The sequence below is a fragment of the Enterococcus sp. 22-H-5-01 genome (assembly GCF_050310005.1).
Lineage (GTDB): Bacteria > Bacillota > Bacilli > Lactobacillales > Enterococcaceae > Enterococcus_A > Enterococcus_A hailinensis.
The window spans coordinates 316,338-341,179 of sequence record NZ_CP189993.1 but is presented as its reverse complement, the minus strand read 5'-3'; the positions used below and the strand labels follow the sequence as shown (position 1 = coordinate 341,179).

The window sequence follows — 24,842 nt, the reverse complement described above, 5'->3', positions numbered from 1 at the left end:
TTTTCTAATTATTTACCTTAAAAAAAAGAAAGTCAAGTGAAATTTTCATAAAAAAACATTTTTATTTATTTATAAAAAAGAAAAAAGCCCTTGGAAAATCCAAGGGCTTTGCGCTATCTGACAATAGATTAACGACGGATTTCTTTGATACGAGCTGCTTTTCCGTGTAATGCACGTAAGTAGTAAAGTTTCGCACGACGTACTTTACCGTAACGAACTACTTCAATTTTAGCAACACGTGGAGTGTGTAGTGGATATGTACGTTCCACACCAACACCATTAGAGATTTTACGTACTGTATAAGTTTCGCTGATACCAGCTCCACGGCGTTTGATTACAACACCTTCGAATAACTGGATACGTTCGCGAGTTCCTTCGACAACTTTCGCGTGAACACGAACAGTGTCCCCAGGACGGAATGCTGGGATGTCAGAACGTAATTGTTCTTGTGTTAAAGCTTCGATTAATGGATTCATTTTATCATTCTCCTAATTTCCAAACAATCTTAGGATGCGTCACCCTAGCGGATTATCGTAATAGATGAGTTTGCACTCACCAACACATTCTATCAGACTAAAATCTATCTGTAAAGATAAATTTCTTGTCATCTCTATGCTAAGCTTCTTTTTTTATTTCAGCTAACAACTTTTCCATTTCTGTCGTCAGTTCTAATTTTTCTAACATATCTGGTCGACGTTGGTACGTACGGCGTAAAGACTCTTTTAGCTGCCATTCTTCAATCAAGCGATGATTCCCATTCATTAAAACTTCTGGTACTCCCATACCTTCAAATTCAGCCGGGCGAGTGTACTGCGGATGTTCTAATAATCCTGTAGAATGTGAATCAGTTTGAGCAGAAGTTTGGTTGCCTAATACATCAGGTAACAAGCGAACCGTTGCGTCGATCATGACCATCGCTCCTAACTCCCCGCCAGTCAACACATAATCGCCTAGTGAGACTTCATCTGTCACTAAAGTACGAATACGTTCATCGTACCCTTCATAATGACCACAGATAAAAACGAGTTGTTCTTCTTGGGAGAATTCTTCCGCCATTTTTTGATTAAAAGGTTTGCCGGCAGGGTCTAGCAAAATCACACGCTTCTTTTGATTATCCGTTGCAGCCTCGATAGCTTTCAAATTATCGTAGATAGGTTGGACTTTTAACAGCATGCCCGCACCGCCGCCATAAGGATAATCGTCTACTTGTTTATGTTTATTGTCAGAATACTGGCGAAAATCATGTACATTAATCTCTAACAATTCTTTTTCGATCGCTTTTCCAATAATTGATTCATTTAATGGACCTTCGACCATTTTTGGAAAAAGAGTCAATACATCAATTCGCATCGTCTAACAATCCTTCCGGAATCTCAACGTGAACGACTCCTTCAGTCAGATCGATATCTTTTACCACTGATTCAATATATGGAATCAATGCATCTTTTTCACCTTTACGTTTCACGACCCAAACATCATTCGCACCTGGTGATAAAATCTCAGTTATTTTACCGATTTCTTTATCTTCCTCATCAACAACTGTCAGACCAATGATTTCATGATAGTAGTACTCATGTTCATCAAGATCACCTAGTTGTTTTTCAGAAATTTTTAAAATACCCTCACGGAACGGTTCAACTAAATTGATATTGCCGTAGCCTTCAAAGCTTAGCAAATCAAAATTTTTATGTCTACGGTAACTAGTAATCGTTAAAGGTAAAACATCTTGATTGTCACGAAACAAATATAACTGTTCTCCTACTTGATAACGATCTTCTGTAAAATCGGTTGTAGAAATTACACGGACTTCTCCACGAATACCATGTGTGTTGACGATTTTTCCAACTTTGTAATAATTAGTCACAGACTTTCCTCTTTCTTACTTACAGTATTTATTGAGCCATTGAAACAGCCATTTTTAATCCGTTCATACCATCTGAGTTCATGATAGTGTAGACGGCTTGGTTATTTTGCCATGCAATTCGATTTGATTGATAATCACTCGCTGACACTCGTAAAGAAATTTGGCCAACCGTTTGAGGAACGGGTAAAAAGGCTCCCTCTAAATATTCAACTACTTGTTTAGCAAAAGGTACTGGATTCTCTTGTTCTAAATTATTTGCTTGAACACCGATACTCCAGTTGCCCTCTTTCCACGTTAAGTACGTTGATCCGGCTCCAGAATTTTGATAACCTGTAATATTATGACCTAAATCGACTTGTTGTCCATTGGGATCATAGTTTTGGCCAACAGCACTCTGCGCTTCTGCATTTGAAGCATAAGTTTGTCGTTGATATTGAGCTATCGGCGTTTGATTATTTAATGAAGCATCATTAAAAGGTGTTTCTTTATCTACTATATAATAGTTTACTTTTAAAATCCCTTGTTCTTCAGAAGCAGTAATGCCGATTTGCTTCCCGCTACTGATAGTTGCAGGATCTGGAAATTGATCATTTGGATAATTTGCCTTCAGTTCCTCATTTGCAGATAACGAATGGTCGCTGTGAGTAGAATCGGTAGCAGAACTGCTATTAGCTGTTTTTGAACTTGAAGTGGTCGACGAATTTGTACTTGAACTACTACTTGAAGTATTTTTTTCTGAGCTCACTTGAGAACTACTGGTCTTAACGGTTGCACTTGCGGTTTCTTTAGTGGTGCTATCTTTTGAATCATTATTTCCCAACTGGCATGCAGATAAAACAAACAACGCACTGAACAATAGTACATATTTTTTCATGGTGGAACACCTCCACCTATAGTCTAACGCATTTTCAATGAAAAAACACTCGAATCAAACTGACTCGAGTGTTCCAACTTTATTTACCATCCACGATGTTAAGACGAACTTTCTTCGGTCCATTTGTCCGAACACTGTACACGATCGTGCGGATCGCTTTTGCTACTCGGCCTTGTTTTCCGATGATTCTACCGATATCTTCGGGTGCAACAGTTAAGTTGTACTCTAAGAAATCATTCGATTCTTCGATCTCTAACTTCACTTCTTCAGGCTTTGTCACCAACGGGTGAACAATGGTCAACACAAGGTTATTTAAATCTTGCATAATTGATCACCTTATTTCTTAGCGAATTTAGCTTCGTGGTGTTTTTGCATGATGCCTTCTTTAGAAAGAATGTTACGAACTGTATCAGAAGGTTGCGCACCTTTGCCTAACCAGTTTAAAACATTTTCTTCTTTTAATACGACTTCTGCTGGGTTTTTCAAAGGATTGTAAGTACCCACAGTTTCGATAAAACGTCCATCACGAGGAGAACGAGAATCAGCAACAACGATACGGTAGAAAGGTTTTTTCTTAGAACCCATACGTTTCAAGCGAATTTTAACTGCCATTATATAACTACACCTCCATATAATTAATCACAAGAAGTATAATAGCATTATTATTTGCACCTGTAAAGAGTTTTTTCTTTACAGGGTGATTTTTTTCTAAAGGCATATCTTTTGCAATTTTTACTTATTTTTTGTAAGATATATTCATAGTTATTAAATAGCAATAAATATTAATTTTAAAAAATGGAGGAACAAATATGTCTAAAAAAATTGGTATTTTAGTTGGTAGTCTTAGAAAAGACTCTTATAACAAGATCGTAGCGAAAAAATTTGCAGAATTATTGCCTGATGGTTTCGAAGCAAAATTCATTCAAATCGATGATCTGCCTTTCTACAATGAAGATCTTGAAGTTGAAGGTTCAGTACCGGAAGCATGGACGCGTTTCCGTAACGATGTTAGCGAAGTCGATGGTCTATTCTTCTTCTCTCCTGAATATAATCGTTCTGTTCCAGCAGCATTAAAAAATGCTTTAGATGTTGGTTCTCGTCCAATGGGCAGCAGCGTTTGGGGCGGCAAACCTGGTTTAGTCGTGACTGTTTCTCCTGGTGGACCTGGTGGATTTGGAGCAAACCATGCTTTACGTCAATCATTAGTATTCTTGGATGTTCCTACACTTCAACAACCAGAAGCTTACATCGGCGGCATTATGAACTTAGTCGACAATGATGGTCGCATCGCTGACGGCACAGTAGAATTCTTCCAAACAATCACTGATAAATATGTTGAATTTTTCAATAAATTAGTTAAATAATTTTGGACTAAACGTCTCGCAGTTTATCTGTGAGATGTTTTTTTGTGAAAAGATATTAGTGATTGAACTCTTCACTCAGCCTTTGTTACAATTAAATGATGAAAGGAGGCGTTTTTTTGAAGATCAATATTCGACATGAAGAGGAAAAAGAATATCAGCTTATAGAAAAAATTACGCGAGAAGCATTTTGGAACTTATATACCCCTGGATCTGTGGAACATCTCATCGTACATCAACTAAGAGAACATCCAGACTATCTTCCAGAATTATCTTTTGTCATCGAAGTAAATAGTGAAATAGTCGGTAGTATCTTTTATAGCAAATCTAGTGTCATTGACTCCACTGGAAAAGAATTTCCTGTTGTCTCTTTCGGCCCGGTCAGTATCGCTCCAAATCATCAACATCAAGGTTACGGAAAGCTACTGATTGAACATTCGATTGCTGAAGCAAAAAAATTAGGCTACGATGCGATCATAATCGGCGGTTTTCCCTACCATTATCATCGCTTCGGATTTATTGGAACGAAAAAATATAATATTTCAATGCCAGATGGAAAATACTATACTGGGATCATGGCGCTTCCTTTACAAGAAAATGCCCTTGATCATGTTCAAGGACAAGTGTTTTTCTCAGAATGTATGGAACCTGATTTAACCACGTTAGTAACTTACGATGAAAATTTTCCTAAAAAAAAAGCAACTACTTGACTGCCAAGCTGAATTTGAAGCAGCAGTTGTTGAAATCGATACAACAGTCTATTAACTCGTTTATTTTTTTAAATGCAGTTGAGCAAACTGTCCATATTGTTTAGTGTCGATCAATTGCAAGGTCTGTGGCGTTTGTTGCGGTAAAAATAGCGGGATGCCTTCCCCCAATAAAGTTGGAACAATTTGAATCCACCACTCATCGATTAGTTTTGCTTCGATGATCGGTTTTAATAAGGCACCGCCGCCAACGACCCAAACAGTTTTATCGTCAGGCAAGTCGTTGATAAATTCGATAGGACTTTTATGAACTAACTGAATATTGTCGTCCACTAAAAATTCCGAGTGACTAAAAACATAGTTTTCTTTTTCGGGATACAGTTTTTCTTCAGGCGCATCTCGTTTGACTACATCATAAGTACGTCGTCCCATCATCGTATAATCAATCGCTTGATAAAATTCTTCATAAGGGACCAGTTCCCCACCAGGCTGATGATATAACCATTCTAAATGATCGGTTTTATCTGCTAGGTAACCATCTAAACTAATCGCTCCATAAAACACAACCCGCGCTGTCATTTCTACCACTCCTTTCTTTTGATTGTATCCAGACCTTTTATCAGATACCAGCTAATTGCTCACAAAAAAGCCTTCTCATAATTGAGAAGGCTTTTTTTATACTTAAAAATTGATTTATATCATAATAAATTAGATGAACGTTTGCTGATTATCGATTTAATTTCTTTTACACACCCACTATAGCGCTAACGTAAAAAAATAAAGACACCTTAAAACACGCTTACTTCATCTGCAATTCTTCGTAACGAAAACAATTTTTTTCATGATCATTGACGATTCCCGCGGCTTGCAAAAATGCATAGATCGTCGTACTGCCAACGAATTTAAATCCCCGCTTTTTTAAATCTTTTGCAATGGCATCGGAAAGATCGGTGGTAGCTGGAACTTCAGCAGCAGATTGTCGATGACCATCGATCACTTGATGATCTGTAAATCCCCATAAGTAATCAGAAAAGCTCATCCCCGTTACTTGCATCTCTAATATCTTTTGAGCATTATTGATAGCTGCTTCAATTTTCCGTCGATTCCGGATCACACCAGCATTTTGCATTAATTCTTCAATCTTTTTTTCATCAAATTTTGCGACTTTCTCGATGACAAAATTATCATACGCTTGATCGAAACTCGCTGTTTTGTTTAAAATCGTTTGCCAACTTAATCCTGCTTGATTCATATCTAAGACGAATTTACGAAAAAGTCGTTGATCATCATATTCAGGAACGCCCCAAATAGTATCATGATAGATCTGCATATTCTCATTACTTCCAGCCCAGTTACAACGGTCCATAGTTATCCTCCTTTTTGTAAAAAACGAACATACGCTCGCCCTTAGTATAGCAGAACTCATCCTTTAAACAATAAAAAAATCTGACTCAAAAAATTTGAGCCAGATCATCGATTATTTACGTTTCTTTTTCTTTTTCTTAGTTTTCTTGACCATCCGATTCATAGCCATTTTACCCATCTTACCTTTGATACCCGAACCAAACATTTGATCCATTCCAGCAGGCATACTGCCTTTACTCATTTGTTGCATCATTTTGCGTGATTCTTTAAATTGCTTGATCATGCGGTTGACTTCAACGATTGAGTTCCCTGAGCCAGCAGCGATTCGACGGCGACGACTAGGATTTAATAAATCTGGATCTTCTCGCTCAGCTGGCGTCATAGAATAAACCATTGCTTTTTTACGTTCGACGTCTTTTGGATCTACCTTGATATTTTCGATTCCAGGCATTTGACTCATTCCAGGAATCATTTTTAATAGATCTTCGATTGGCCCCATGCCCATGACTTGATCTAATTGCTCAATGAAATCATTAAAGTCAAAACTATTCTCTTTCATCTTACGAGCTAATTCTTCTGCTTTTTTCTCATCGTAATCCACTTGGGCTTTTTCGATCAGGGTAAGCATGTCACCCATCCCCAAAATCCGACTAGACATTCGATCAGGATGGAAAACTTCCAAATCCGTTAGTTTTTCACCAGAACCAATGAATTTGATTGGCGCGCCAGTGACTGCACGGATTGATAGTGCAGCACCACCACGAGTATCGCCATCAAGTTTTGTGATCACGACCCCAGTTATACCTAATTGTTCATTAAAACTTTCAGCAACGTTTACGGCATCTTGACCGGTCATCGCATCGACAACTAAGAGGATTTCATTTGGTTGCGCAATTTCTTTGATTTGTTTTAATTCATCCATCAACGCTTCATCGATATGCAAACGACCTGCCGTATCAATTAAAACATAATCATTTTTATTTTCACGAGCCTGTTCCATCCCTTGACGAACGATTTCAACCGGGCTTACTTCTGTCCCCATATCAAAGACAGGCACATTTAATTGTTGGCCCAAGACTTTCAATTGGTCGATCGCCGCTGGACGATAGATATCGCCTGCGATCATCAACGGGCGCGCTTTTTCATTTTTAATCAACGAATTGGCTAATTTACCAGCAAAAGTTGTTTTACCAGCTCCTTGCAAACCAACCATCATGATCACAGTCGGGATTTTTGGTGATTTTTCGATACCGACTGCTTCTGATCCTAACGTTTTCGTCAATTCTTCGTCAACGATTTTTACGATTTGTTGTGCAGGTGACAAGCTTTCTAATACTTCCACACCTAATGCACGTGTCCGAACTTCTTTTGTAAATTGTTTTACGACTTGTAAGTTAACATCGGCTTCTAATAATGCCAGACGGATCTCGCGCATCATTTCAGTAACGTCAGCTTCTGTTACTTTCCCTTTTTTACGTAGTTTTCCCATCGCAGACTGCAAACGCTGCGTTAAACTTTCAAATGCCATTGTTGATTACTTTCCTTTCTGTAAATGAGCATAATTTATGCTCAAATAAATGTCTTTTTTACTTAGAACAATAAATGATTACTATTCATCTAAATTTTGGAGATTGGTGATTGCTTCAGCCAAAAATTCATCCTTTGGATAATGCTCTGTCACATAGAGTGCCACCTTATCTAGCTGTTCACCCCGAACAATATAATCTGAAAACATATGTAGTTTGCGTTCGTAATCTTCTAAGATTTTTTCTGTTCTTTTAATATTATCATAAACTGCCTGACGACTCACTTGATATTCTTCAGCAATCTCGCCCAGTGAAAAATCATCTGCATAATACAATTCCATATAATTCATTTGTTTTTCAGTCAATAGCGTTGCATAGAATTCAAACAACGCATTCATTCGGTTCGTTTTTTCGAGTTCCACTACGTCAGCCTCATTTCTTGCCAATTTTCTTCAGAGTATACGGCCAGCCCTTTTTGTATAAAATAAGCGGTGGCAACTCCGACACCTTTAATACGATTTCCAGAAAAACTACCATCGTAGATCATAGTACTGCCACAAGATGGACTTTTTTCTTTTAAAATCAATTCGGTCACTTGTAAATGTTGAAGCTGTTCAAATGCCAGAATCGCTCCTTCTTTGAAGGCTTCTGTCACGTCGAGACCATTTTTATCGATCACTTTTGCATGATGGTTCCAAACATCAAAGCCATCCCCGCCTTGAATCTCTGCCGGTGTTCGTGGTATTGGTAATCCGCCCAACACTTCTGGACAGACAACGATTGCTTGATTGGTTGCTACTAATTCTTTTAACAATGGGCTTTCATTTGATCGGCCATCGTATCGACAAGCTATCCCGCCTAAGCAGGCACTAATCCCTAGCATCGCTTCTTCTCCCATCATTTAATAGAAAATAGGTGACAAAACTGCTTTCACATTATACCATTTATTCATGTGTGGAAATAGTCCTTCCTAAATCTTCTTAAAAAAAAGAAGAAAGCTGCAAACGAAGGCATTTCTTTTACATCAAGAGAGGAGATACTTATGAAACGTGTGTTAGTTGTGGACGATGAGCCTTCGATCGTAAAGTTATTGAGTTTCAATTTAGAAAAAGAGGGCTATGCAGTAACAACTGCGGATGATGGTCAAATTGGGTATGAATTGGCCTTGAATGAAAAATTTGATTTTATTATTTTAGATGTCATGTTGCCGTCGATGGATGGTTTAGAAATCGCTCGGAAGTTGCGACAAGAAAAAATTGATACACCGATCTTGATGTTGACTGCTAAAGATGATGCGATCGACCGGATCTTAGGATTAGAAATCGGTGCAGATGATTATTTGACTAAACCTTTTTCACCACGAGAAGTATTGGCTCGAATGAAAGCTATTTTCCGACGAGTTGAACCACGCCAAGAAGCAGTGACTCATGATTTTTTAACTACTGGGGAAATTACGGCAGATTTATCAAATTATCAAGTAACCGTTCGCGGTAAGAAAATTGAATTAACACCCAAAGAATTTGAATTACTTGTTTACTTTATGAAACGCAAAGAGCGCGTGATTGATCGTGATACGTTGTTAGATCGAATTTGGCACTATGACTTTTCTGGTCAGAGCCGAATTGTTGATGTCCACGTTTCTCATTTACGTGAAAAAATAGAACTCGATCCAAAGCATCCTCAATATTTACAAACCGTTCGCGGTTTCGGTTATAAGTTCCAGGTGCCGGTTCAATGAAACGCAAACATTTAGATTATCTCATTCCACTTCTTCTCGTTTGCTTACTTTTTTTCAGCAGTTGGAAATTAGCCAATCATTTTTATAATAAAGAATTACTGGAACAACAAGAAGAATTTTTGACTAGTAATGGTGAATTGATGATTCATCGGTTGGATCTTGAGAACTTAAGTTCAAGTGCAAATCACGAGGCCATTGATTATTTTGCTCAGGAGGCTCATGATCGAATCACCTTGATGGATTCGAATGCAAAAATTATTTTTGATAGTACCGATCCTGATTTAAAAGGCAGTCGTGAGGATCGGCCCGAAGTAAAAACCGTCTTAAGCAATGCTAGTATCGGTGCCTCTGTCCGTTACAGTTCGACTTTAGATACCGAATTGCTGTACACCGCTCAGCCGATTCGTTCGGGTGACAAAATCGTCGGAATTTTACGGGTCGCAAAAAGAACTTCTGCGTTCCAACCCAAGACGAGAAATTTCCAACGAACGATTTTTATTATTTTACTTTTCTTTTATGTCTTTATTTACTTGATCATCTGCTATTTGACTTATCAAAGAAATCGTCCGATCCAAGCGGTTTTACCTGTTTTACAACGAATGTTGAAGGCCCCTGAAAAAAGTAATTACGTGATGCAACACTCTTCTCAATGGAAAGAACTCTATATCACGGTCAATCAAATCAGTGAACAATTAAATGAAACTTATGCCGCGTATACTTCGACGGAAGAACAGTTCTCTACATTGTTCCACGAATTGACGATTGGTGTCTTTATTATCGATACAGAGGGTCGTTTCAGCATGGTCAATCCTGCAATGGAAGAATTACTGCAAATCGGCGGTGCAAAAGATCATTATTATTGGCAAGTGATCGCAGATAATAAATTTATTCAATTGATCCAACAAATTTTAGTTGATAAAGGGCAAGTACATCTAGAGATTTCTACTAAATTACCTACTTCCATGAATTTAGATATTCGTTTACGCTATATCGAAAATGAACTTCATGGGGATCAAATTATGGGAACGGTCTATGATTTGACCCATGTCCGCCGTTTGGAAAAAATCCAACGTGATTTTGTCGGCAATGTTTCTCATGAACTGAAAACTCCCGTCACTTCTTTACTAGGCTTCACGGAAACTTTATTAGATGGTGCGAAAGAAGATCCGGAATTGACTACTGAATTTTTGACGATCATGGAAAATGATGCCAAACGACTGCAACGGTTGATCCAAGACATTATCGAACTTTCAAAAGATAGCGATGATTTAGCAGAAGATCGGCAGACGATTGAAATCGATATTTTCTTGCAACAACAAATTGATTTGTATCAACATATTTTGAAGAAAAAAAAGATCTCAATCACTATTGATGGACCGGCAGATGGTTTTTATCAAACACGTTTGACTTTTTTTCAGCCAATCATCAAGAATCTATTGGAAAATGCGATCCAATACTCACCTGAAAATAGCCAAATCGAAATAAGCTATGCTTTAGACGATGAATTAAAACTTATCGTGACAGACCATGGTATCGGGATGTCTAAAGAAGATCAAAAACGGATTTTCGAGCGTTTTTATCGCGTGGATAAAGCCCGTAGCCGTCATTCTGGTGGTACTGGTCTAGGCTTAGCGATCGTCAAAGAATACAGTGAAATTCTTGGCGGATCAGTCAGCGTTGAGAGCCATCCAAAATTAGGTTCGACTTTTATTGTACTCTTACCTAATAAATAAAAAAGGATCACGGAAATTTCCGTGATCCTTTTGATTGTATCAAAAACTTTGGGGAAGTTTTTTTACTCCATTAATATATTTTATTTGATCGTTCCGTCAGCAGAGCGTTCCACTTTCATGGATGTGATCGGTAAGTAACCTAACTCTTTGACAGGTCCTGATTGAACTGCCTCGCTTGTCATGTATTCAAGAAAACCAGCTAAAGCTTTATCAGGTTTTCCATTTGTATACATATGTTCATACGACCAGATCGTCCATTTATTAGTTGTAATATTTTCATTTGTTGCTTTTACACCATCTAATTCTAGTGACTGTAAGCTATCGTCAACGTATGACAAGGCTAAATAGCTGATTGCGCCAGGTGTTTGTGCTACAATTTTTTTCACCGTTCCTGATGAATCCTGTTCTTGTGACTGAATGGGCTCTTTCCCGTCTAATGCCCATTTTTCAAACGTTGCTCGCGTACCGCTGCCGGCAGCCCGATTAACAACTTGGATTGCTTCATCTTTTCCGCCAACGTCTTTCCAATTTTTGATTTCACCAGTAAAAATGCTGATCAACTGTTCTTTCGTAATGTTTTTAACCCCAACATCTTTATTTACTACCGGTACAAAGCCGACAACAGCTACTTTGTGATCAACTAATTTGCTAGCATCTACTCCGTCTTTTTCTTCTGCAAAGACGTCAGAATTTCCTATTTCAACTGAACCACTCTCCACTTGACTTAAGCCAGTGCCGCTACCGCCACCTTGGACAGAGATCTGGACATTGGGATGATCTTGAGTGTAACTTTCTTGTGCTGCATCCACTAAAGGTTGTAAAGCAGTCGAACCCACAGCTGTGATTTTTGCAGTCTCTTCTTTTGCAGAACTAGAAGTTGCTGCATTATTTCCGTTGCCGCAGCCGGCTAATAAAATTCCTGAAAATGCTAATGCCAAAATAATTTTTTTCATGTAGTACACTCCTCATACCTTTTCTTTAGTACATATTTACTTTAACAGCTCAACGTAAATATCTGATTGACGAGATGTAAACGATCCGTTAAGAACTGTAAATATTTGGTAAAGACAAAATACTTACTTTTTATTAGTTTTGGTGTATAATGATTTTGTACTAAAAATCAAACATGAGAGAAGCGAGAACAATGTTAGTTATTACGTATGAATTAAATGAAGCTGAAAAAGAAAAAACTTACAATAGTGCCAGTGATTTTGTCGCAGCACAATTCAAAGAAGTCCCTGATCTACCTGATTATTATCATGTAATCAAAGCAACAGTAGATGGAAAAGAAATCTCTTTAGAAGATAAAACAATCAGCGGCTTGTTCAATTACTTAAACAAATAAATAAAAACGATCAAATCTTAAATGATTTGATCGTTTTTTTCTTTTATGCATTGATATAAGCGGACAGACGATTCATCGCGTCTACTAATGTTTCCATAGAAGCTGCATAACTGATTCGTACATACCCTTCACCTTCAGGACCAAAAGCAACTCCCGGAATAAGCGCTAATTGATTTTTTTCAGCTAAATCAATACAAAAGGCCATTGAATCTTGTTCTTGACCAGCAGGTATTTTAGCAAAAATATAAAAAGCTCCCGATGGTCGTGCCACTTCAAAACCAAGTTTTGTCATCGCTTGATAAACAAAATCGCGGCGTTCGCGATATTCTTCTTTCATGACTTCAGCATCTGAGATTCCTTGAACCAATGCTCGAACGGCTGCTTTTTGAGACACAGTAGCCGCTGCCGTTACCAAATATTGATGGACTTTAATTATTTGCGCCACTAACTCTGCCGGTGCAAAAATGAAACCAATTCTCCAGCCCGTCATTGCGTGGGATTTTGATAATCCATTGATCAAAATTGTTTGTTCCCGTAAGTATTTACCAAAAGAAACATGCTGTCCTTCATAATTCAATTCACTATAGATCTCATCACTAATAACAAACAATGGGTATTTTGCTAATGTTTCGCTTAAAGCAGCAACTTCCGCTTCATTATACGCAACACCGGTCGGATTTGATGGCGATGTAATAATAATAGCTTTCACTTTTTCACCATGTTCCGCCATAGCTTGATCGATCTGTTCTGGTGTTAAAACAAAATTTGATTCTCGAGTATCAATATAGACAGGTTCTGCTCCAGCTAATAAAATCAACGGTTCATAACCTGGATAAGTTGGTGCAGGTAATAATACTTTATCACCTGGTTCTAAAATAGCTAATAAACTAGCTGATAACGCTTCAGTTGCTCCGACAGTGACTAATACTTCCGTTGACGGATCATAATTAACAGTATATTTTTCAGACAAGAATCGACTGGCTGCTTCCCGCACATCCATCAAGCCAGACATCCCTGTGTAATGACTAAAATTATCTTTGATTGCCTGACGTCCTGCTTCTTTAACATGTTCAGGAGTATTAAAATCAGGCTCGCCTAATGTTAACTTCAACATATTAGGAATTCCTGACACTTTTTCATCAAATTGACGAATCAATGAGACTGCGATCTCATAAACATTTTTGTTAAATCGATTTTGCAATTTATTCATATAACCCCTCCATTTTTAATCATATTATCACAATCAGTCAGATAGTAAAGAAAAATAATTTTATTTTTTTTCGTTGTAGTATCACTTGTCAGCAGACTAATTTAAATTATTTAAAGCTACTCTAAAATAATTTTAATTAAATAACTACTCTAAAAAATAGACGATTATGAGAAAACGTTTTTCCAAAGTGAAATAAAGCGTAGAATCTTAATAGTTTTGATAACGTTCTCTTGATAATTCAATAAAATAACGTTAATAATTAATCCGTTTTCTATTTTCTTTATTGTATTGAATAATTTTAACCCATAAAATAACTATATAAAGACAAATTAAAAAGGAGTTCCCTCATGTTAAACAAAAAAGTAATTCGCTTGCTGCCGTTTTTCTTTTTCTTCATACCATATGTCCATCTTACGTTAGCAATGGATTATCTTTTTCATTCTATTATAGGGATTTTATTATTCACTACCGCTTCCGTCGTGATTGGTTTTTATGGGAAAGTCAGCTATCAAATACCCCTTTTTGATTTTTGGGAACGGATTGAACATTTTAATAAGTATTTTACTGGTTTTAATAGAAAATCCAATTACTACATACTATCATTCATCCTCCCCGCTATCAGCCTCCGCTCCATTGTTATTGCTTTTTTTGATTGCACAATTTACTGGTATTTTCTGGGGCAGTCTCTTTTCAAAGAAAAATACTGCTACTTCTAAATAACAAAATAAAAGCTTCAACTCAAATTGAGTTGAAGCTTTTACTTTTATTTTTCGATTTCACTTAAAGGAGTGATCACAGGTTTACCATCTATTCCTAGTAATGGTGTCAGCCCACCGGAATAGCCGGCATTAAAAAATATATAATTCACGCCCGTTTCCCGATCAATAAAAATTCGAGTAGTCTCAATTTTTCCTTGTGAATATGTTTTTATAAATCGATCTTTTGCCATTTTTTATCTCCTTTCAAAAATTTTTATACTATAAATAATAGTAAAAAGTCTTTGATGAAAGGAGCTTTATTCAATTTCTGAATAAATGATTGACTTAAAAATTTATCGATGCATCTGAGAAATGCTATTGCTCAAAATAATCTCTAGTTGCTTGCTCATCCGCTTGCAATTGTTCAATCAAGCCCTCTACAGATTCAAACGCTACTTGTCCACGCAACATATGATTCCAACGAACTTTTACCTTTTCTCCATAAATTTCTTGATTAAAATCTAAAATATTGATTTCCACTGTCAGCATCCGATTAGGACCAAATGTATCATTATGTCCGATTGATCCCATTGCTGGATACCATTTCCCATCGACTTCGATTTGGTTAACATACACGCCTTCTTTAGGCAAATTCATATCTTCCCGTACTTGGATATTCGCCGTCGGATAACCTAGCGTACGTCCTCGTGCTTCACCGTGAATCACCGTACCGCTCGTTTCATAGATATAGCCTAATAAATGATTGGCCTCATCTAAACGTCCCTCTGATAACAAACGACGGATCCGAGAAGAACTGATTTTTTCATCAGCTTCAGTTTTTTTGGCAACTGTTACAACTTCAAAACGACCGTTCGCATAATCAGGTAAATGCTGCGCATCCGCGTCACGTTCTTTTCCATAAGTATAGTCAAAGCCTGAAACCACTACTTTGGCATGCAACCCTACAATATATTGATCAACAAATGCTTGAGGCGATAATGCCGCAAAGGATGAAGTAAATGCTACTTCGTATAAACTTTCGATTCCTAAAGCAGCTAAGTGCTCTTCTTTTTGTTTTAACGTCGACAAATATTTGATTGGCTTACTTTGCACCCGTTGAAAAACAACAGCAGGGTGTTGATTAAACGTCATCAAAGCCAGTTTTAAATTTTTTTCTTGGGCGATTTTCTTTCCAGCTTCGATCACTGCTTGATGCCCACGATGTACACCATCAAAAAAACCTAAGACCAGTACACAATCATCAACAGGGATTTCTTCGCGTTTATACGGATGATGCAATTTGATTATTTCCATATTGTCATACCTCGTTTCGAATTACTTTACTTGGTTTTAACAACCAATTTTTCTCAGGATGCTGCGCATACATACTGACTAATCGATTTTGATAGAAAAAAGCGAGTAATGGCTCCGGCATTTTTTTTAGTCCAAAATCTTTCATTGGTAAAACTTGCCCATTTTTAACTTTTTGCCATTCTGCATCGCTTAGATCAATTCTTGGAAAATCTTTCATCGCTTCTTCGATCGGTTGCAGTGCCTGATCCACCTGTTCTTTTTCCATCAATTCGGCTACTTGAGCTAATGTCACTGCTTGCCCTACAGAAAACCCACCGCTAGCCAAACGGGTTAAGTCTGACATATGTGCTGGATAACCAAGTTTGGCCCCTAGATCGACTGCTAATGTCCGAACATACGTCCCTTTGCCACAGCTAACTTCAAACCGCCAACTTTGTGTTTTAGTTGCTTCATTATAAACAGGTGTCGTTGTTCGTTTAAAGCTTTCGATCATCGCTTTCCGTTCAGGTCGTTCGACCGTTTCTCCCGCTCTCGCATACTCATATAAACGGCGGCCGTTAACTTTGACTGCTGAGTACATCGGTGGTACTTGAGTGATCGTTCCAATAAATGTTGCCATCGCTTCATCTATCTCTGCTTCACTTAATTCAGACAAAACCGCTTTTTCTTCCACGATTTCTCCACTACGATCTTCTGTAGTTGTCGAAAAGCCTAAAGTTATTTCTCCTTCATAGACTTTTCCACTTTCTTGAAGGTATTCGATCACTTTCGTTCCTTTACCGATACAAATCGGCAAAACACCATCTACATCAGGATCTAAAGTCCCACCATGTCCAACTTTTTTTGTATGTAAAATCTTTCTTAATTTAAAAACACAGTCATGACTCGTCATGCCGCGCTCTTTCCATAACGGTAAGATCCCGTCCATCGCTCTGTTCCTCATTTCATTTAATATTCAACATTCCTATTATAGCATAGCCCAACGAAGAAATAAGAACTCGCGTTTTAACAGGAGCTGAAATTTTGGCCAAAGAAAAACCATCATAACAAGTATGATGGTTTATTTATTTCTATTTTTTTTCTTTTTACGTCGATCAATTACAAAATTAATCGTCGGATCAACTGGCTCTTGAATGGCATAAGATTCCAATTGATTGACTTGATGGCGATAATCATTAGCTACAAAGTTACTAATATCTCCTTTTACTTCATATTCATCAATCAATTTCCGTTCTAAATAAAAACCACGGATCAATTCTTTTGAATATAGGGGATCTTGCTGGATCAAATAGGTTCCAAATAAACCATGATTTTCGACTTGTTTCATCAAATTTTTTCGTTCATCAACAAAGAAATCAATTAAGTCTTCATCATAAACATCACGTAAATTTTCCAAACTGTCTAAAATCGCTTCACTATTTCGTAAAAAGACTTTTCTGAGTGCAGATATGTCTTCATTATCAACAGTTTCTCGCTGATTTTTACGGCGTTCCCAAAACATTTTAGGATGTGAAATGATTCGAATAATCCGTCTCACAAAAATTAGCCAAAAACTAAGTAAAGAAAGCATTTGTTTGGCTACCGATTCCGATACATTTGAAATGAAGCGCGAATACAAACGATAGGCCCCAGAGTCAATTACATGACGGCGGAAGCTCTCATCTAAACCATCTCGCTCCACCGAAATGATCAAGGCTTGAATTTCTTGAAACTCTTGTTGTGCACTTTCAGGCATTGAGTTATTAAAAACTAATTGTACACGATTTTGGTAATTAGCGATCACTGCTTGCAGAGCAAATCGCTCTTTTTCACTTAGTTCTTTGTTCTCCAGATCATCATAAAGTTGACTGATTACATCTCTAAAAATCAACATCAGCTTCGGATCGGTCGGAGGTATCACTTCACCCTCAGAAATGATCGGTAATAAAATCATTCCGATGATCAAAGTTAAAAACGTGACACATGCGGTAATAAATAAAAGCAAGGAACGTTCTGGAAAATCCATTCCATTAATCGTCGTAGGCAAAATAAAAATCGTTGCAATACTGACCGTTCCTTTTACACCACCAAAAGTTAACAATAAGCGATCTCTCAGTTGTTCATGGCTTTTTCTCCAACCTTGAGTCAAAATGTAAAAGCCACTAACAAACAAGAACCGTAAAATAAATAATAATGCTGTCAAAAATACAACAATTTCTAACAAATGTAAGTTTGAATAGTTCCGACTATTCCAAACTGGTGAAAAGACTTGCGATAATTCGATCCCTAAAAAGATAAAGACCAATGCATTCAGCATGAAGCCGATCGTATTCCAAGATGTTTCTGTAACATTTGCTAACTGAGCTTCAAATAGATTTACTCTACGGAAACCTTTAGCTTGCAACACACCGGTTACAACTGCCGCAATGATTCCTGATGCATGGAATAATTCAGCAATAAAATAAGCAGCGAATGGCAAAATCAATTCAATCAATAAGTAAGCGGAAATATCTTGAGCCGATATTCGCTCAATTATTTTAATAACCTCATTTTTGACCCACATAATGACTAATCCGACTAAAACACCCACGATACTAGATTCAATCAATGAGATAGAAGCATCAGCAGCTGAAAATTGTCCCGTTAAAAGTGCCGCGACAGCAAACTGGAAGGCCGTAACACCGGTCGCATCATTGATCAATCCTTCCCCTTCTAACACATGCATGATAGAATCCGGAATATTCAACCGCTTTGCCAATGAACTTACTGCAACCGCATCTGTCGGACCTAAAGATGCTCCGAAGGCTAAACAGGCCGCAAAAGGAATGGCGGGAACGATCCGATGTAGAACGAATCCTAATCCGAAAAGTGTAAATATGACGCCTCCAAAAGCTAGTAACAAGATCAATCCAAAATGTTTCAAAATGGATGGGATATCTGCTGTTTCGCCTTCACGAAACAGCAATGGAGCAATAATCATGACCAGAAAAACTTCTGATTCAAAATTAATCGAATTTCCAACCTCTGTTAAACCAAGAATAATACCAATAATAATTTGAATCATAAAAATGGGGAATGATGGCAAGACTTTTGCTAATACATTCGATAAGGTTATGGCAATGGCTATGACGATAATAATCTCAACTAGGCCCATTCACTCACCTCTTTGAACAATTCTCTTTTGCTTTAAACAATACTTTTAAGAATTCTCTTTTTTTATTTATAATACGATCTTCTAATTCTGACAATTCTTTTGATTCGCCATCTAAAGACAGCTGTGCTCTTTTGGTTTCCATGCGTAACAATTCATGTTTCATTCGTTCTAGTTTACGGGACGTCAACACATTGATTCTTTTGATTTTTTGCTTCACGGCTTTACGCTCTTCTGGGCTTAATTCATCAAATTCCTTGTGTAGAGCTTTCATCCGTTCTTCAAATTCTGTCGTCATTTCTTGACTTTGCCTCCTTGAAATATCCAGCAAAAGGATTAATTACAAACTTCATACAATGTAACAGTATTTTACCAATAATGCAAAAAAAAACTCGAAAAAAATTCGAGTTTTAAAGAATTTATTCTTTATTTAAATCGCGGATCATTTGATCAATTTTAGAGCCGTATTCAACGGATTCATCTAATTCGAAAAATAATTCCGGTGTTTTATAAATTGACAATGCTTGACCTAATTCACGACGCATTAAACCACTTGCTTTTGTCAATCCTTCTTGCGCTTTTTGCTTATCTGAAGCTTTATCAGACAATAAGCTGTAATAAATCGTAGCTTGCTGTAAGTCACCTGTTACATGAACATCAGTGATATTTACATCTTGAACACGAGGATCACGTACTTTTTTACGTAAAATATCATTGATCTCTTTTAAGATTTCTTGTGCAAGACGACGATCGCGATAATTTGGCATACTAGCTACCTCCTTGTTACTTATTAAAAAGTATCTCTTCTTTATCATACTACCAATAGCCACCTAAGGCTATCAGCAGTATGTCCTAAGAAACATCATTTGCGTTAAAGAAGGTGATCTAAATTTATTTTTTCTTCACTTCTTGCATAACAAATCCTTCGATAACATCATCGACTTTAAGATCGTTATAATTTTCAACCATAGCGCCACATTCGTAGCCCATTTTAACTTCTTTAACATCGTCTTTGAAGCGTTTCAAGCTGGCTAACTTGCCTTCGTAAATAACGATTCCATCACGGATGATACGAACTCCGCTATCACGTTGGATTGAGCCTTCATTGACATAACAACCAGCAATGATACCGACTTTAGAAACTTTATATGTTTCACGGACAGTCATTTGACCAGTAATTTTTTCTTCAAATTCAGGATCAAGCAATCCTGTCATTGCTGTTTCGATTTCTTCGATTGCTTTGTAGATGATACGGTGCAAACGGATATCGACTTCTTCAGCAGATGCTTGTTGTTTTGCTTGCGGTGTTGGACGAACATTGAATCCAATGATAATCGCATTACTTGCAGCAGCTAATGTAACATCACTTTCGTTGATTGCGCCAACAGCTGAATGAACGATTTTCACACGAACGCCTTCGACATCGATTTTCTTCAATGATGCTGCCAATGCTTCAGCAGAACCTTGTACGTCGGCTTTAATAATAACGTTAACTTCTTTCAATTCACCTTCTTTAAGTGATTCGAACAAGTTATCTAATGTTACGCGAGCGTTGGCATTACGATGTTCAAGCAATGCACGTTTAGCACGTTCTTCACCGGCAGCACGAGCTGTTTTTTCATCTTCAAAAGTAGCAAAACGATCACCCGCTTGAGGGACATCATTCAAACCAGTAATTTCGACTGGTGTCGCAGGACCAGCTGATTTATCACGGCGGCCAATGTCATTCGTCATAACACGTACACGTCCATAAGTATTACCTACTACGATTGGGTCCCCAACATTAACTGTTCCTTGTTGAACTAATAATGTAGCAACCGGTCCTTTTCCTTTATCTAAACGAGCTTCGATAACCGTACCGATACCGTGTTGTGTTGGATCAGCTTTTAGATCTTCTACTTCAGCTACTAAAAGAATCATTTCCAATAATTCTTCAATATTTTGGTTGAATTTCGCAGAGATTTCTACAAAAATCGTATCGCCACCCCATGATTCAGGAATCAATTCATATTCACTTAATTCTTGCATTACATGTTGTGGATTCGCACCTGGTTTATCGATTTTGTTGACTGCCACGATAATTGGCACTTTCGCTGCTTTTGCATGGTTGATTGCTTCGATTGTTTGGGGCATTACTCCGTCATCAGCCGCAACAACTAAAATAGTAATATCTGTGATACTTGCTCCACGTGCACGCATGCTTGTGAAAGCCGCATGTCCTGGTGTATCTAAGAAAGTAATTGGTTTTCCATTGATATCGATTTGGTAAGCACCGATATGCTGCGTGATACCACCTGCTTCGCCGCTTGTTACACGCGAATGACGTAAAGTATCTAAAAGAGTTGTTTTACCATGGTCAACGTGCCCCATGATTGTTACTACTGGTGGTCGAGAAACTAATTTGTCTTCATCAACTTCTTCAGCATCAAAGAAGCGGTCGATATCAGCAATATCAATCGTTACTTTTTCTTGTGCTTCGATACCGTAGTCTGTGGCTAATAATTCGATGGTATCTTTATCCAATGGTTGGTTTTGGTTGACCATAACACCAATCATGAATAATTTTTTGATGATTTCAGCTGGCTCGCGGTGAATTTTTTTCGCGATATCAGCGACGTTCATGCCGTCTGTGTATTCCAAAACTTCAGGAAGTTCACGGAATTTACGTGGTGGTACAGCAGGTTTTTGACTAGTTTGATACTTGCCTTTTTTACCTTTTTTATTAAATTTGTTTTTATTGCGGTTTTGATTACCACCAAAACTATTGTTACGATTTTGATTACCGTAATTATTTCGATTGTTGCTATTGTTGCGGTTTTGATTATTGTCATTCGAGCGTTGACCTTGATTGCTACCATTTTGGTTTGAACGAGGTGCTTGGCTTGAATTATTTTGCGCTGGACGTTGTCCTTGATTTGAACGATTTGCATTGTTCGTATTGTTTTGTGCTGGACGTTGTCCTTGATTTGAACGGTTTGCGTTGTTCGTATTGTTTTGCGCTGGACGTTGTCCTTGGTTTGAACGATTTGCATTGTTCGTATTGTTTTGTGCTGGACGTTGCCCTTGGTTCGAACGATTTGCATTGTTCGTATTGTTTTGCGCTGAACGTTGTCCTTGGTTTGAACGATTTGCGTTATTCGTATTATTTTGTGCTGGACGTTGTCCTTGATTTGAACGATTTGCATTGTTCGTATTGTTTTGCGCTGGACGTTGTTGTCCTTGGTTCGAACGGTTTGCGTTCGCTGAGTTGTTCTGATTATTATTTTGTGTCAAGTCTTTAGTCCCTTTTCTATTCTGGAAGTTTGGGTTGTTCTTTGAGCTCTTCCCTTGAAATTTTGGTTTCTCGTGCTGGTTAGCTGATGGTTTTGCTTGAGTCGTAGTTTGCGTCTTGCTAGAAAAAGCTTGTTTCAATTTTGATTCATCGTCTCCAGACAACGAACCCATATGATTTTTTACGTCAATACCTAAAGTCTGTGCTTTTTCTACAACATCTTTACTTGATTGATCCACTTCTTTTGCAAATTCGTATACTCTTTTGTTTCCCATGCAATCACCTTCCTAACCTGTTATTAACGACATGATTTTTTTGGCGAAGCCTTGGTCTAAGATCCCGATAACTTTTCGAGGTTTACCAATCGCACCTAAAATCTCCTCTTGAGTAAATTCTACAAAACATGTCGTTTTATAGTACTTGCTTTTATCTAGTAATTTTTTCTGAGTGTTTTCACTCGCATCAGTAGTGACGATCACTAAACGAACTTTATTCTTACGAATATCATTGATCGTCAATTCTTCTCCTGTGATCAGTTTGCCTGCACGCATCGCAAGGCCTAACATGTTCAAGGCCTTTTGCTTATCCATTACTAAAGAGCTCTTTTCTAGCTTTTTGGTGTTTCACATAATCAAGTAATTCTTGATAAAATTCATCGCTTAAGTCGGTTCCTAGCGTGCGGTCTAAGATCTTCTTTTTCCAAGCCTCTTCTACTTCCGCCGGTTCCAACGCCACATAAGCGCCTCGTCCAGGTTTCTTGCCAGAAGGGTCAATCGAAACTTCGCCTTCTTTAGACTTAGCAATGCGGATTAAATCTTTTTTTGGGAACATTTCACCGGAAACGACCGATTTACGCAAAGGAACTTTTTGCTTTTTCATTTGCTTGTCCTCCAATGCCTATTCTTCTGGATCAGAAACAATTGTTTCTGTATCTTCTGTTTCTACTACGATTTCTTCTGGAACTTCTGTTGTTGCTTCTTTTACTTCTGCTTCTGTTTCTTCGATTGCTTCTTCGACAGCTGTTTCATCGTAGTTGGCATAAAATTCTGCCATATCAGATTCAGATTTAATGTCAATCTTGTGTGCCGTTAATTTAGCTGCTAAACGGGCATTTTGTCCACGTTTACCAATGGCTAATGATAATTGATAGTCAGGAACGACTACTGTACAGAATTTTGTATTACGGACATCGAAGATCACATCTTCTACTTGAGCAGGATTTAAAGAATTTGCGATGAATACAGCAGGATCTTCATTCCACTCAACGATGTCCATGTTTTCGCCTTTTAATTCGTTAACGATTGCTTGGACACGTTGTCCTTTTGGTCCCACACATGTTCCAACTGGATCGATGTTAGGATCAGTAGAACGAACAGCAACTTTTGCACGGTCTCCCGCTTCACGAGCAATGCTTACGATTTCGACGATTCCATCATAGACTTCAGGAATTTCTTGTTCGAATAAGCGGCGCAATAAATCTGGATGACTACGGCTTACGAAAACTTGTGGTCCTTTTGATGTATTTTCTACACGAGAAACATACACTTTGATACGATCATGTGGTTTGTAATGTTCATTAGGAATTTGATCTTGTTTTGAAAGAACAGCTTCGATCTTGCCTAAATTCACATAGATATAGCGGTTATCTTGACGTTCCACTACACCTTGCATGATGTCATTTTCGTACGCGCTATATTCATTATAAATAATATTGCGTTCTGCTTCACGAACACGTTGTAAGATAACTTGTTTCGCTGTTTGAGCAGCAATTCGGCCAAAATCTTTCGGTGTTACTTCAAAGCGGATTGTATCGCCGATTTCATATGCAGGGTTGATTTCCATCGCATCTTTTAATGATACTTCTAATTGTGAATCCATGACTTCTTCTGTCACTTCTTTTACTGCGTATACGTGGATATCGCCTTTTTTCTCATTGAAGTCCACTTCTACATTTTGTGATTGACCATAATGACGTTTGTAAGCAGATACTAAGGCTGCCTCCAATGCATCGATCACGATTTCTTTTGAAATACCTTTTTCTGCTTCTAGAGTATCCAACGCATTCAGCATTTCTTTACTCATTACTTATTTCCTCCTAGTTCAAATTAACACATCATGCTTCACTATGACTGTTAAAATTTAAAATTCAATTGCAAAACGCGCTTTCGCAATGTTTTTACGATCAAAAACAATGTCTTTTGTCCGTGTCTTGATCTTAACAGTTAATGTCAATTCATCTTCTGTTAGTTCTTTCAAGAAACCTTGATATTGTTTTTCACCATCGACATTTTGATAAAGCGAAACATTGATATATTGTCCCATTGCTTTTTGATAATCCGTTTCTTTCTTCAATGGACGTTCTGCCCCAGGTGAAGACACCTCGAGAAAGTACTCCTGTGGAATTGGATCGGGATCAGCCAAATCTAACTTGTCGCTAAGTTTTTCACTAACGAAGACACATTCCTCAATATCGATGCCGCCTTCTTTATCAATAAATACTCTCAAAAACCAACTTTTTCCTTCTTTGACAAATTCGACTTCGACCAACTCAAAATTTTGTTCATCTAAAATCGGTGTTACTAAGTCAGTCACTGTTTCGACTACACTGCTCAAACTGTCAGCCTCCTTTACTCCATTAAAAAGAGTGAGCGAAAATTCCGCTCACTCACCATCAGTCTATGATTACTTATTTATAGTAGCATAATT

At 37.7% G+C, this 24,842-nt stretch carries 30 protein-coding genes; 6 read left to right on the top strand and 24 right to left on the bottom strand.

Translation table 11 applies throughout. The features are described from left to right. Window positions 1–128 precede the first annotated feature (128 nt). From rplS to rpsP, 6 genes are all read right to left on the bottom strand, one after another. Complete coding sequence (rplS, locus tag ACQKTA_RS01735) at window positions 129–476, bottom strand: 50S ribosomal protein L19 (protein ID WP_071857139.1); 348 nt, start codon at window positions 474–476, stop codon at window positions 129–131. Window positions 477–615: 139 nt separating this feature from the next. Beyond that, window positions 616–1,350 carry a tRNA (guanosine(37)-N1)-methyltransferase TrmD gene (gene trmD / locus ACQKTA_RS01730; protein ID WP_427813947.1) on the bottom strand — a complete coding sequence of 245 codons (735 nt, stop codon included), beginning with the start codon at window positions 1,348–1,350 and terminating at the stop codon, window positions 616–618. After that, window positions 1,340–1,864 (bottom strand): ribosome maturation factor RimM, encoded by a 525-nt coding sequence (gene rimM / locus ACQKTA_RS01725; protein ID WP_332581084.1) that lies wholly within the window; start codon window positions 1,862–1,864, stop codon window positions 1,340–1,342. Before rimM ends, trmD begins: the two co-directional genes overlap by 11 nt. Window positions 1,865–1,892: 28 nt before the next feature. After that, window positions 1,893–2,738 carry a membrane lipoprotein lipid attachment site-containing protein gene (locus ACQKTA_RS01720; protein WP_427813946.1) on the bottom strand — a complete coding sequence of 282 codons (846 nt, stop codon included), beginning with the start codon at window positions 2,736–2,738 and terminating at the stop codon, window positions 1,893–1,895. 79 nt (window positions 2,739–2,817) lie between these two features. Beyond that, window positions 2,818–3,063, bottom strand: a complete 246-nt coding sequence (locus tag ACQKTA_RS01715) for a KH domain-containing protein (protein ID WP_071857143.1) — start codon at window positions 3,061–3,063, stop codon at window positions 2,818–2,820. A gap of 11 nt (window positions 3,064–3,074) precedes the next feature. Next, window positions 3,075–3,350, bottom strand: coding sequence for a 30S ribosomal protein S16 (rpsP, locus tag ACQKTA_RS01710; protein WP_071857144.1), 276 nt, complete (start codon window positions 3,348–3,350; stop codon window positions 3,075–3,077). A gap of 197 nt (window positions 3,351–3,547) precedes the next feature. On the opposite strand from rpsP, the gene ACQKTA_RS01705 reads away from it, so the two are divergent. Beyond that, window positions 3,548–4,102 (top strand): NADPH-dependent FMN reductase, encoded by a 555-nt coding sequence (locus ACQKTA_RS01705; RefSeq protein WP_407855990.1) that lies wholly within the window; start codon window positions 3,548–3,550, stop codon window positions 4,100–4,102. A 116-nt stretch (window positions 4,103–4,218) separates the two neighbouring features. Then, window positions 4,219–4,809, top strand: coding sequence for a GNAT family N-acetyltransferase (locus ACQKTA_RS01700; RefSeq protein ID WP_427813945.1), 591 nt, complete (start codon window positions 4,219–4,221; stop codon window positions 4,807–4,809). A 60-nt stretch (window positions 4,810–4,869) separates the two neighbouring features. Here ACQKTA_RS01700 and ACQKTA_RS01695 read toward each other — a convergent pair whose 3' ends face one another. The 5 genes from ACQKTA_RS01695 to ACQKTA_RS01675 form a co-directional block, all read right to left on the bottom strand. Continuing rightward, a complete protein-coding gene (locus ACQKTA_RS01695; RefSeq protein ID WP_427813944.1) occupies window positions 4,870–5,385 on the bottom strand; it encodes a dihydrofolate reductase family protein in 516 nt (171 codons plus the stop codon). Window positions 5,386–5,605: 220 nt separating this feature from the next. Beyond that, window positions 5,606–6,172 carry a DNA-3-methyladenine glycosylase I gene (locus tag ACQKTA_RS01690; protein ID WP_427813943.1) on the bottom strand — a complete coding sequence of 189 codons (567 nt, stop codon included), beginning with the start codon at window positions 6,170–6,172 and terminating at the stop codon, window positions 5,606–5,608. 111 nt (window positions 6,173–6,283) lie between these two features. Then, window positions 6,284–7,699 carry a signal recognition particle protein gene (ffh, locus tag ACQKTA_RS01685; protein ID WP_407855986.1) on the bottom strand — a complete coding sequence of 472 codons (1,416 nt, stop codon included), beginning with the start codon at window positions 7,697–7,699 and terminating at the stop codon, window positions 6,284–6,286. 81 nt (window positions 7,700–7,780) lie between these two features. Further along, window positions 7,781–8,119 carry a putative DNA-binding protein gene (locus ACQKTA_RS01680; protein ID WP_427813942.1) on the bottom strand — a complete coding sequence of 113 codons (339 nt, stop codon included), beginning with the start codon at window positions 8,117–8,119 and terminating at the stop codon, window positions 7,781–7,783. Next, on the bottom strand, window positions 8,119–8,580 hold the full coding sequence (locus tag ACQKTA_RS01675) for a DUF523 domain-containing protein (protein WP_427814495.1): 462 nt from the start codon (window positions 8,578–8,580) through the stop codon (window positions 8,119–8,121). The genes ACQKTA_RS01680 and ACQKTA_RS01675 overlap by 1 nt, the downstream gene beginning before the upstream one ends. 159 nt (window positions 8,581–8,739) lie before the next feature. On the opposite strand from ACQKTA_RS01675, the gene ACQKTA_RS01670 reads away from it, so the two are divergent. Beyond that, entirely contained in the window at window positions 8,740–9,435 is a 696-nt protein-coding gene (locus ACQKTA_RS01670; protein ID WP_332581094.1) for a response regulator transcription factor, read from the top strand. After that, entirely contained in the window at window positions 9,432–11,168 is a 1,737-nt protein-coding gene (locus tag ACQKTA_RS01665) for an ATP-binding protein (RefSeq protein ID WP_427813941.1), read from the top strand. Before ACQKTA_RS01670 ends, ACQKTA_RS01665 begins: the two co-directional genes overlap by 4 nt. Window positions 11,169–11,248: 80 nt before the next feature. Here ACQKTA_RS01665 and ACQKTA_RS01660 read toward each other — a convergent pair whose 3' ends face one another. Then, the gene (locus tag ACQKTA_RS01660; protein ID WP_407855983.1) at window positions 11,249–12,121 is read right to left on the bottom strand and encodes a phosphate ABC transporter substrate-binding protein PstS family protein; all 873 of its coding nucleotides are present in this window, start codon (window positions 12,119–12,121) and stop codon (window positions 11,249–11,251) included. A gap of 191 nt (window positions 12,122–12,312) precedes the next feature. Between ACQKTA_RS01660 and ACQKTA_RS01655 the strand changes: the two genes are divergently transcribed. Next, window positions 12,313–12,513 (top strand): hypothetical protein, encoded by a 201-nt coding sequence (locus tag ACQKTA_RS01655; protein ID WP_332581097.1) that lies wholly within the window; start codon window positions 12,313–12,315, stop codon window positions 12,511–12,513. Window positions 12,514–12,556: 43 nt separating this feature from the next. Here ACQKTA_RS01655 and ACQKTA_RS01650 read toward each other — a convergent pair whose 3' ends face one another. Continuing rightward, a complete protein-coding gene (locus ACQKTA_RS01650; RefSeq protein ID WP_332581098.1) occupies window positions 12,557–13,723 on the bottom strand; it encodes a pyridoxal phosphate-dependent aminotransferase in 1,167 nt (388 codons plus the stop codon). 347 nt (window positions 13,724–14,070) lie between these two features. Here ACQKTA_RS01650 and ACQKTA_RS01645 point away from each other — a divergent pair, with 347 nt between their 5' ends. Then, a complete protein-coding gene (locus ACQKTA_RS01645) occupies window positions 14,071–14,439 on the top strand; it encodes a hypothetical protein (protein ID WP_427813940.1) in 369 nt (122 codons plus the stop codon). Window positions 14,440–14,486: 47 nt separating this feature from the next. Here ACQKTA_RS01645 and ACQKTA_RS01640 read toward each other — a convergent pair whose 3' ends face one another. The 11 genes from ACQKTA_RS01640 to rimP all read right to left on the bottom strand — a co-directional run bounded on the left by ACQKTA_RS01640 (window position 14,487) and on the right by rimP (window position 24,749). Further along, a complete protein-coding gene (locus ACQKTA_RS01640; RefSeq protein ID WP_427813939.1) occupies window positions 14,487–14,672 on the bottom strand; it encodes a DUF6440 family protein in 186 nt (61 codons plus the stop codon). A 124-nt stretch (window positions 14,673–14,796) separates the two neighbouring features. Continuing rightward, a complete protein-coding gene (ribF, locus tag ACQKTA_RS01635; RefSeq protein WP_427813938.1) occupies window positions 14,797–15,735 on the bottom strand; it encodes a riboflavin biosynthesis protein RibF in 939 nt (312 codons plus the stop codon). A gap of 4 nt (window positions 15,736–15,739) precedes the next feature. Beyond that, window positions 15,740–16,663 (bottom strand): tRNA pseudouridine(55) synthase TruB, encoded by a 924-nt coding sequence (gene truB, locus ACQKTA_RS01630; RefSeq protein WP_427813937.1) that lies wholly within the window; start codon window positions 16,661–16,663, stop codon window positions 15,740–15,742. A 132-nt stretch (window positions 16,664–16,795) separates the two neighbouring features. Then, a complete protein-coding gene (locus tag ACQKTA_RS01625) occupies window positions 16,796–18,868 on the bottom strand; it encodes a cation:proton antiporter (protein ID WP_427813936.1) in 2,073 nt (690 codons plus the stop codon). Window positions 18,869–18,872: 4 nt separating this feature from the next. Further along, window positions 18,873–19,163 (bottom strand): hypothetical protein, encoded by a 291-nt coding sequence (locus ACQKTA_RS01620; RefSeq protein ID WP_332581104.1) that lies wholly within the window; start codon window positions 19,161–19,163, stop codon window positions 18,873–18,875. A 121-nt stretch (window positions 19,164–19,284) separates the two neighbouring features. Continuing rightward, window positions 19,285–19,632 (bottom strand): 30S ribosome-binding factor RbfA, encoded by a 348-nt coding sequence (gene rbfA, locus ACQKTA_RS01615; RefSeq protein WP_332581105.1) that lies wholly within the window; start codon window positions 19,630–19,632, stop codon window positions 19,285–19,287. Between the two features lie 124 nt (window positions 19,633–19,756). Further along, window positions 19,757–22,411 (bottom strand): translation initiation factor IF-2, encoded by a 2,655-nt coding sequence (gene infB / locus ACQKTA_RS01610; RefSeq protein WP_427813935.1) that lies wholly within the window; start codon window positions 22,409–22,411, stop codon window positions 19,757–19,759. 12 nt (window positions 22,412–22,423) lie between these two features. Next, window positions 22,424–22,726, bottom strand: coding sequence for a L7Ae/L30e/S12e/Gadd45 family ribosomal protein (locus tag ACQKTA_RS01605; RefSeq protein WP_332581108.1), 303 nt, complete (start codon window positions 22,724–22,726; stop codon window positions 22,424–22,426). Continuing rightward, window positions 22,719–23,015: an RNase P modulator RnpM gene (rnpM, locus tag ACQKTA_RS01600; RefSeq protein WP_427813934.1), complete on the bottom strand. Its 297-nt coding sequence runs from the start codon at window positions 23,013–23,015 to the stop codon at window positions 22,719–22,721. The genes ACQKTA_RS01605 and rnpM overlap by 8 nt, the downstream gene beginning before the upstream one ends. 18 nt (window positions 23,016–23,033) lie before the next feature. Continuing rightward, complete coding sequence (nusA, locus tag ACQKTA_RS01595; protein WP_332581110.1) at window positions 23,034–24,218, bottom strand: transcription termination factor NusA; 1,185 nt, start codon at window positions 24,216–24,218, stop codon at window positions 23,034–23,036. Window positions 24,219–24,275: 57 nt separating this feature from the next. Beyond that, window positions 24,276–24,749 (bottom strand): ribosome maturation factor RimP, encoded by a 474-nt coding sequence (rimP, locus tag ACQKTA_RS01590; protein WP_332581111.1) that lies wholly within the window; start codon window positions 24,747–24,749, stop codon window positions 24,276–24,278. Window positions 24,750–24,842 lie beyond the last annotated feature (93 nt).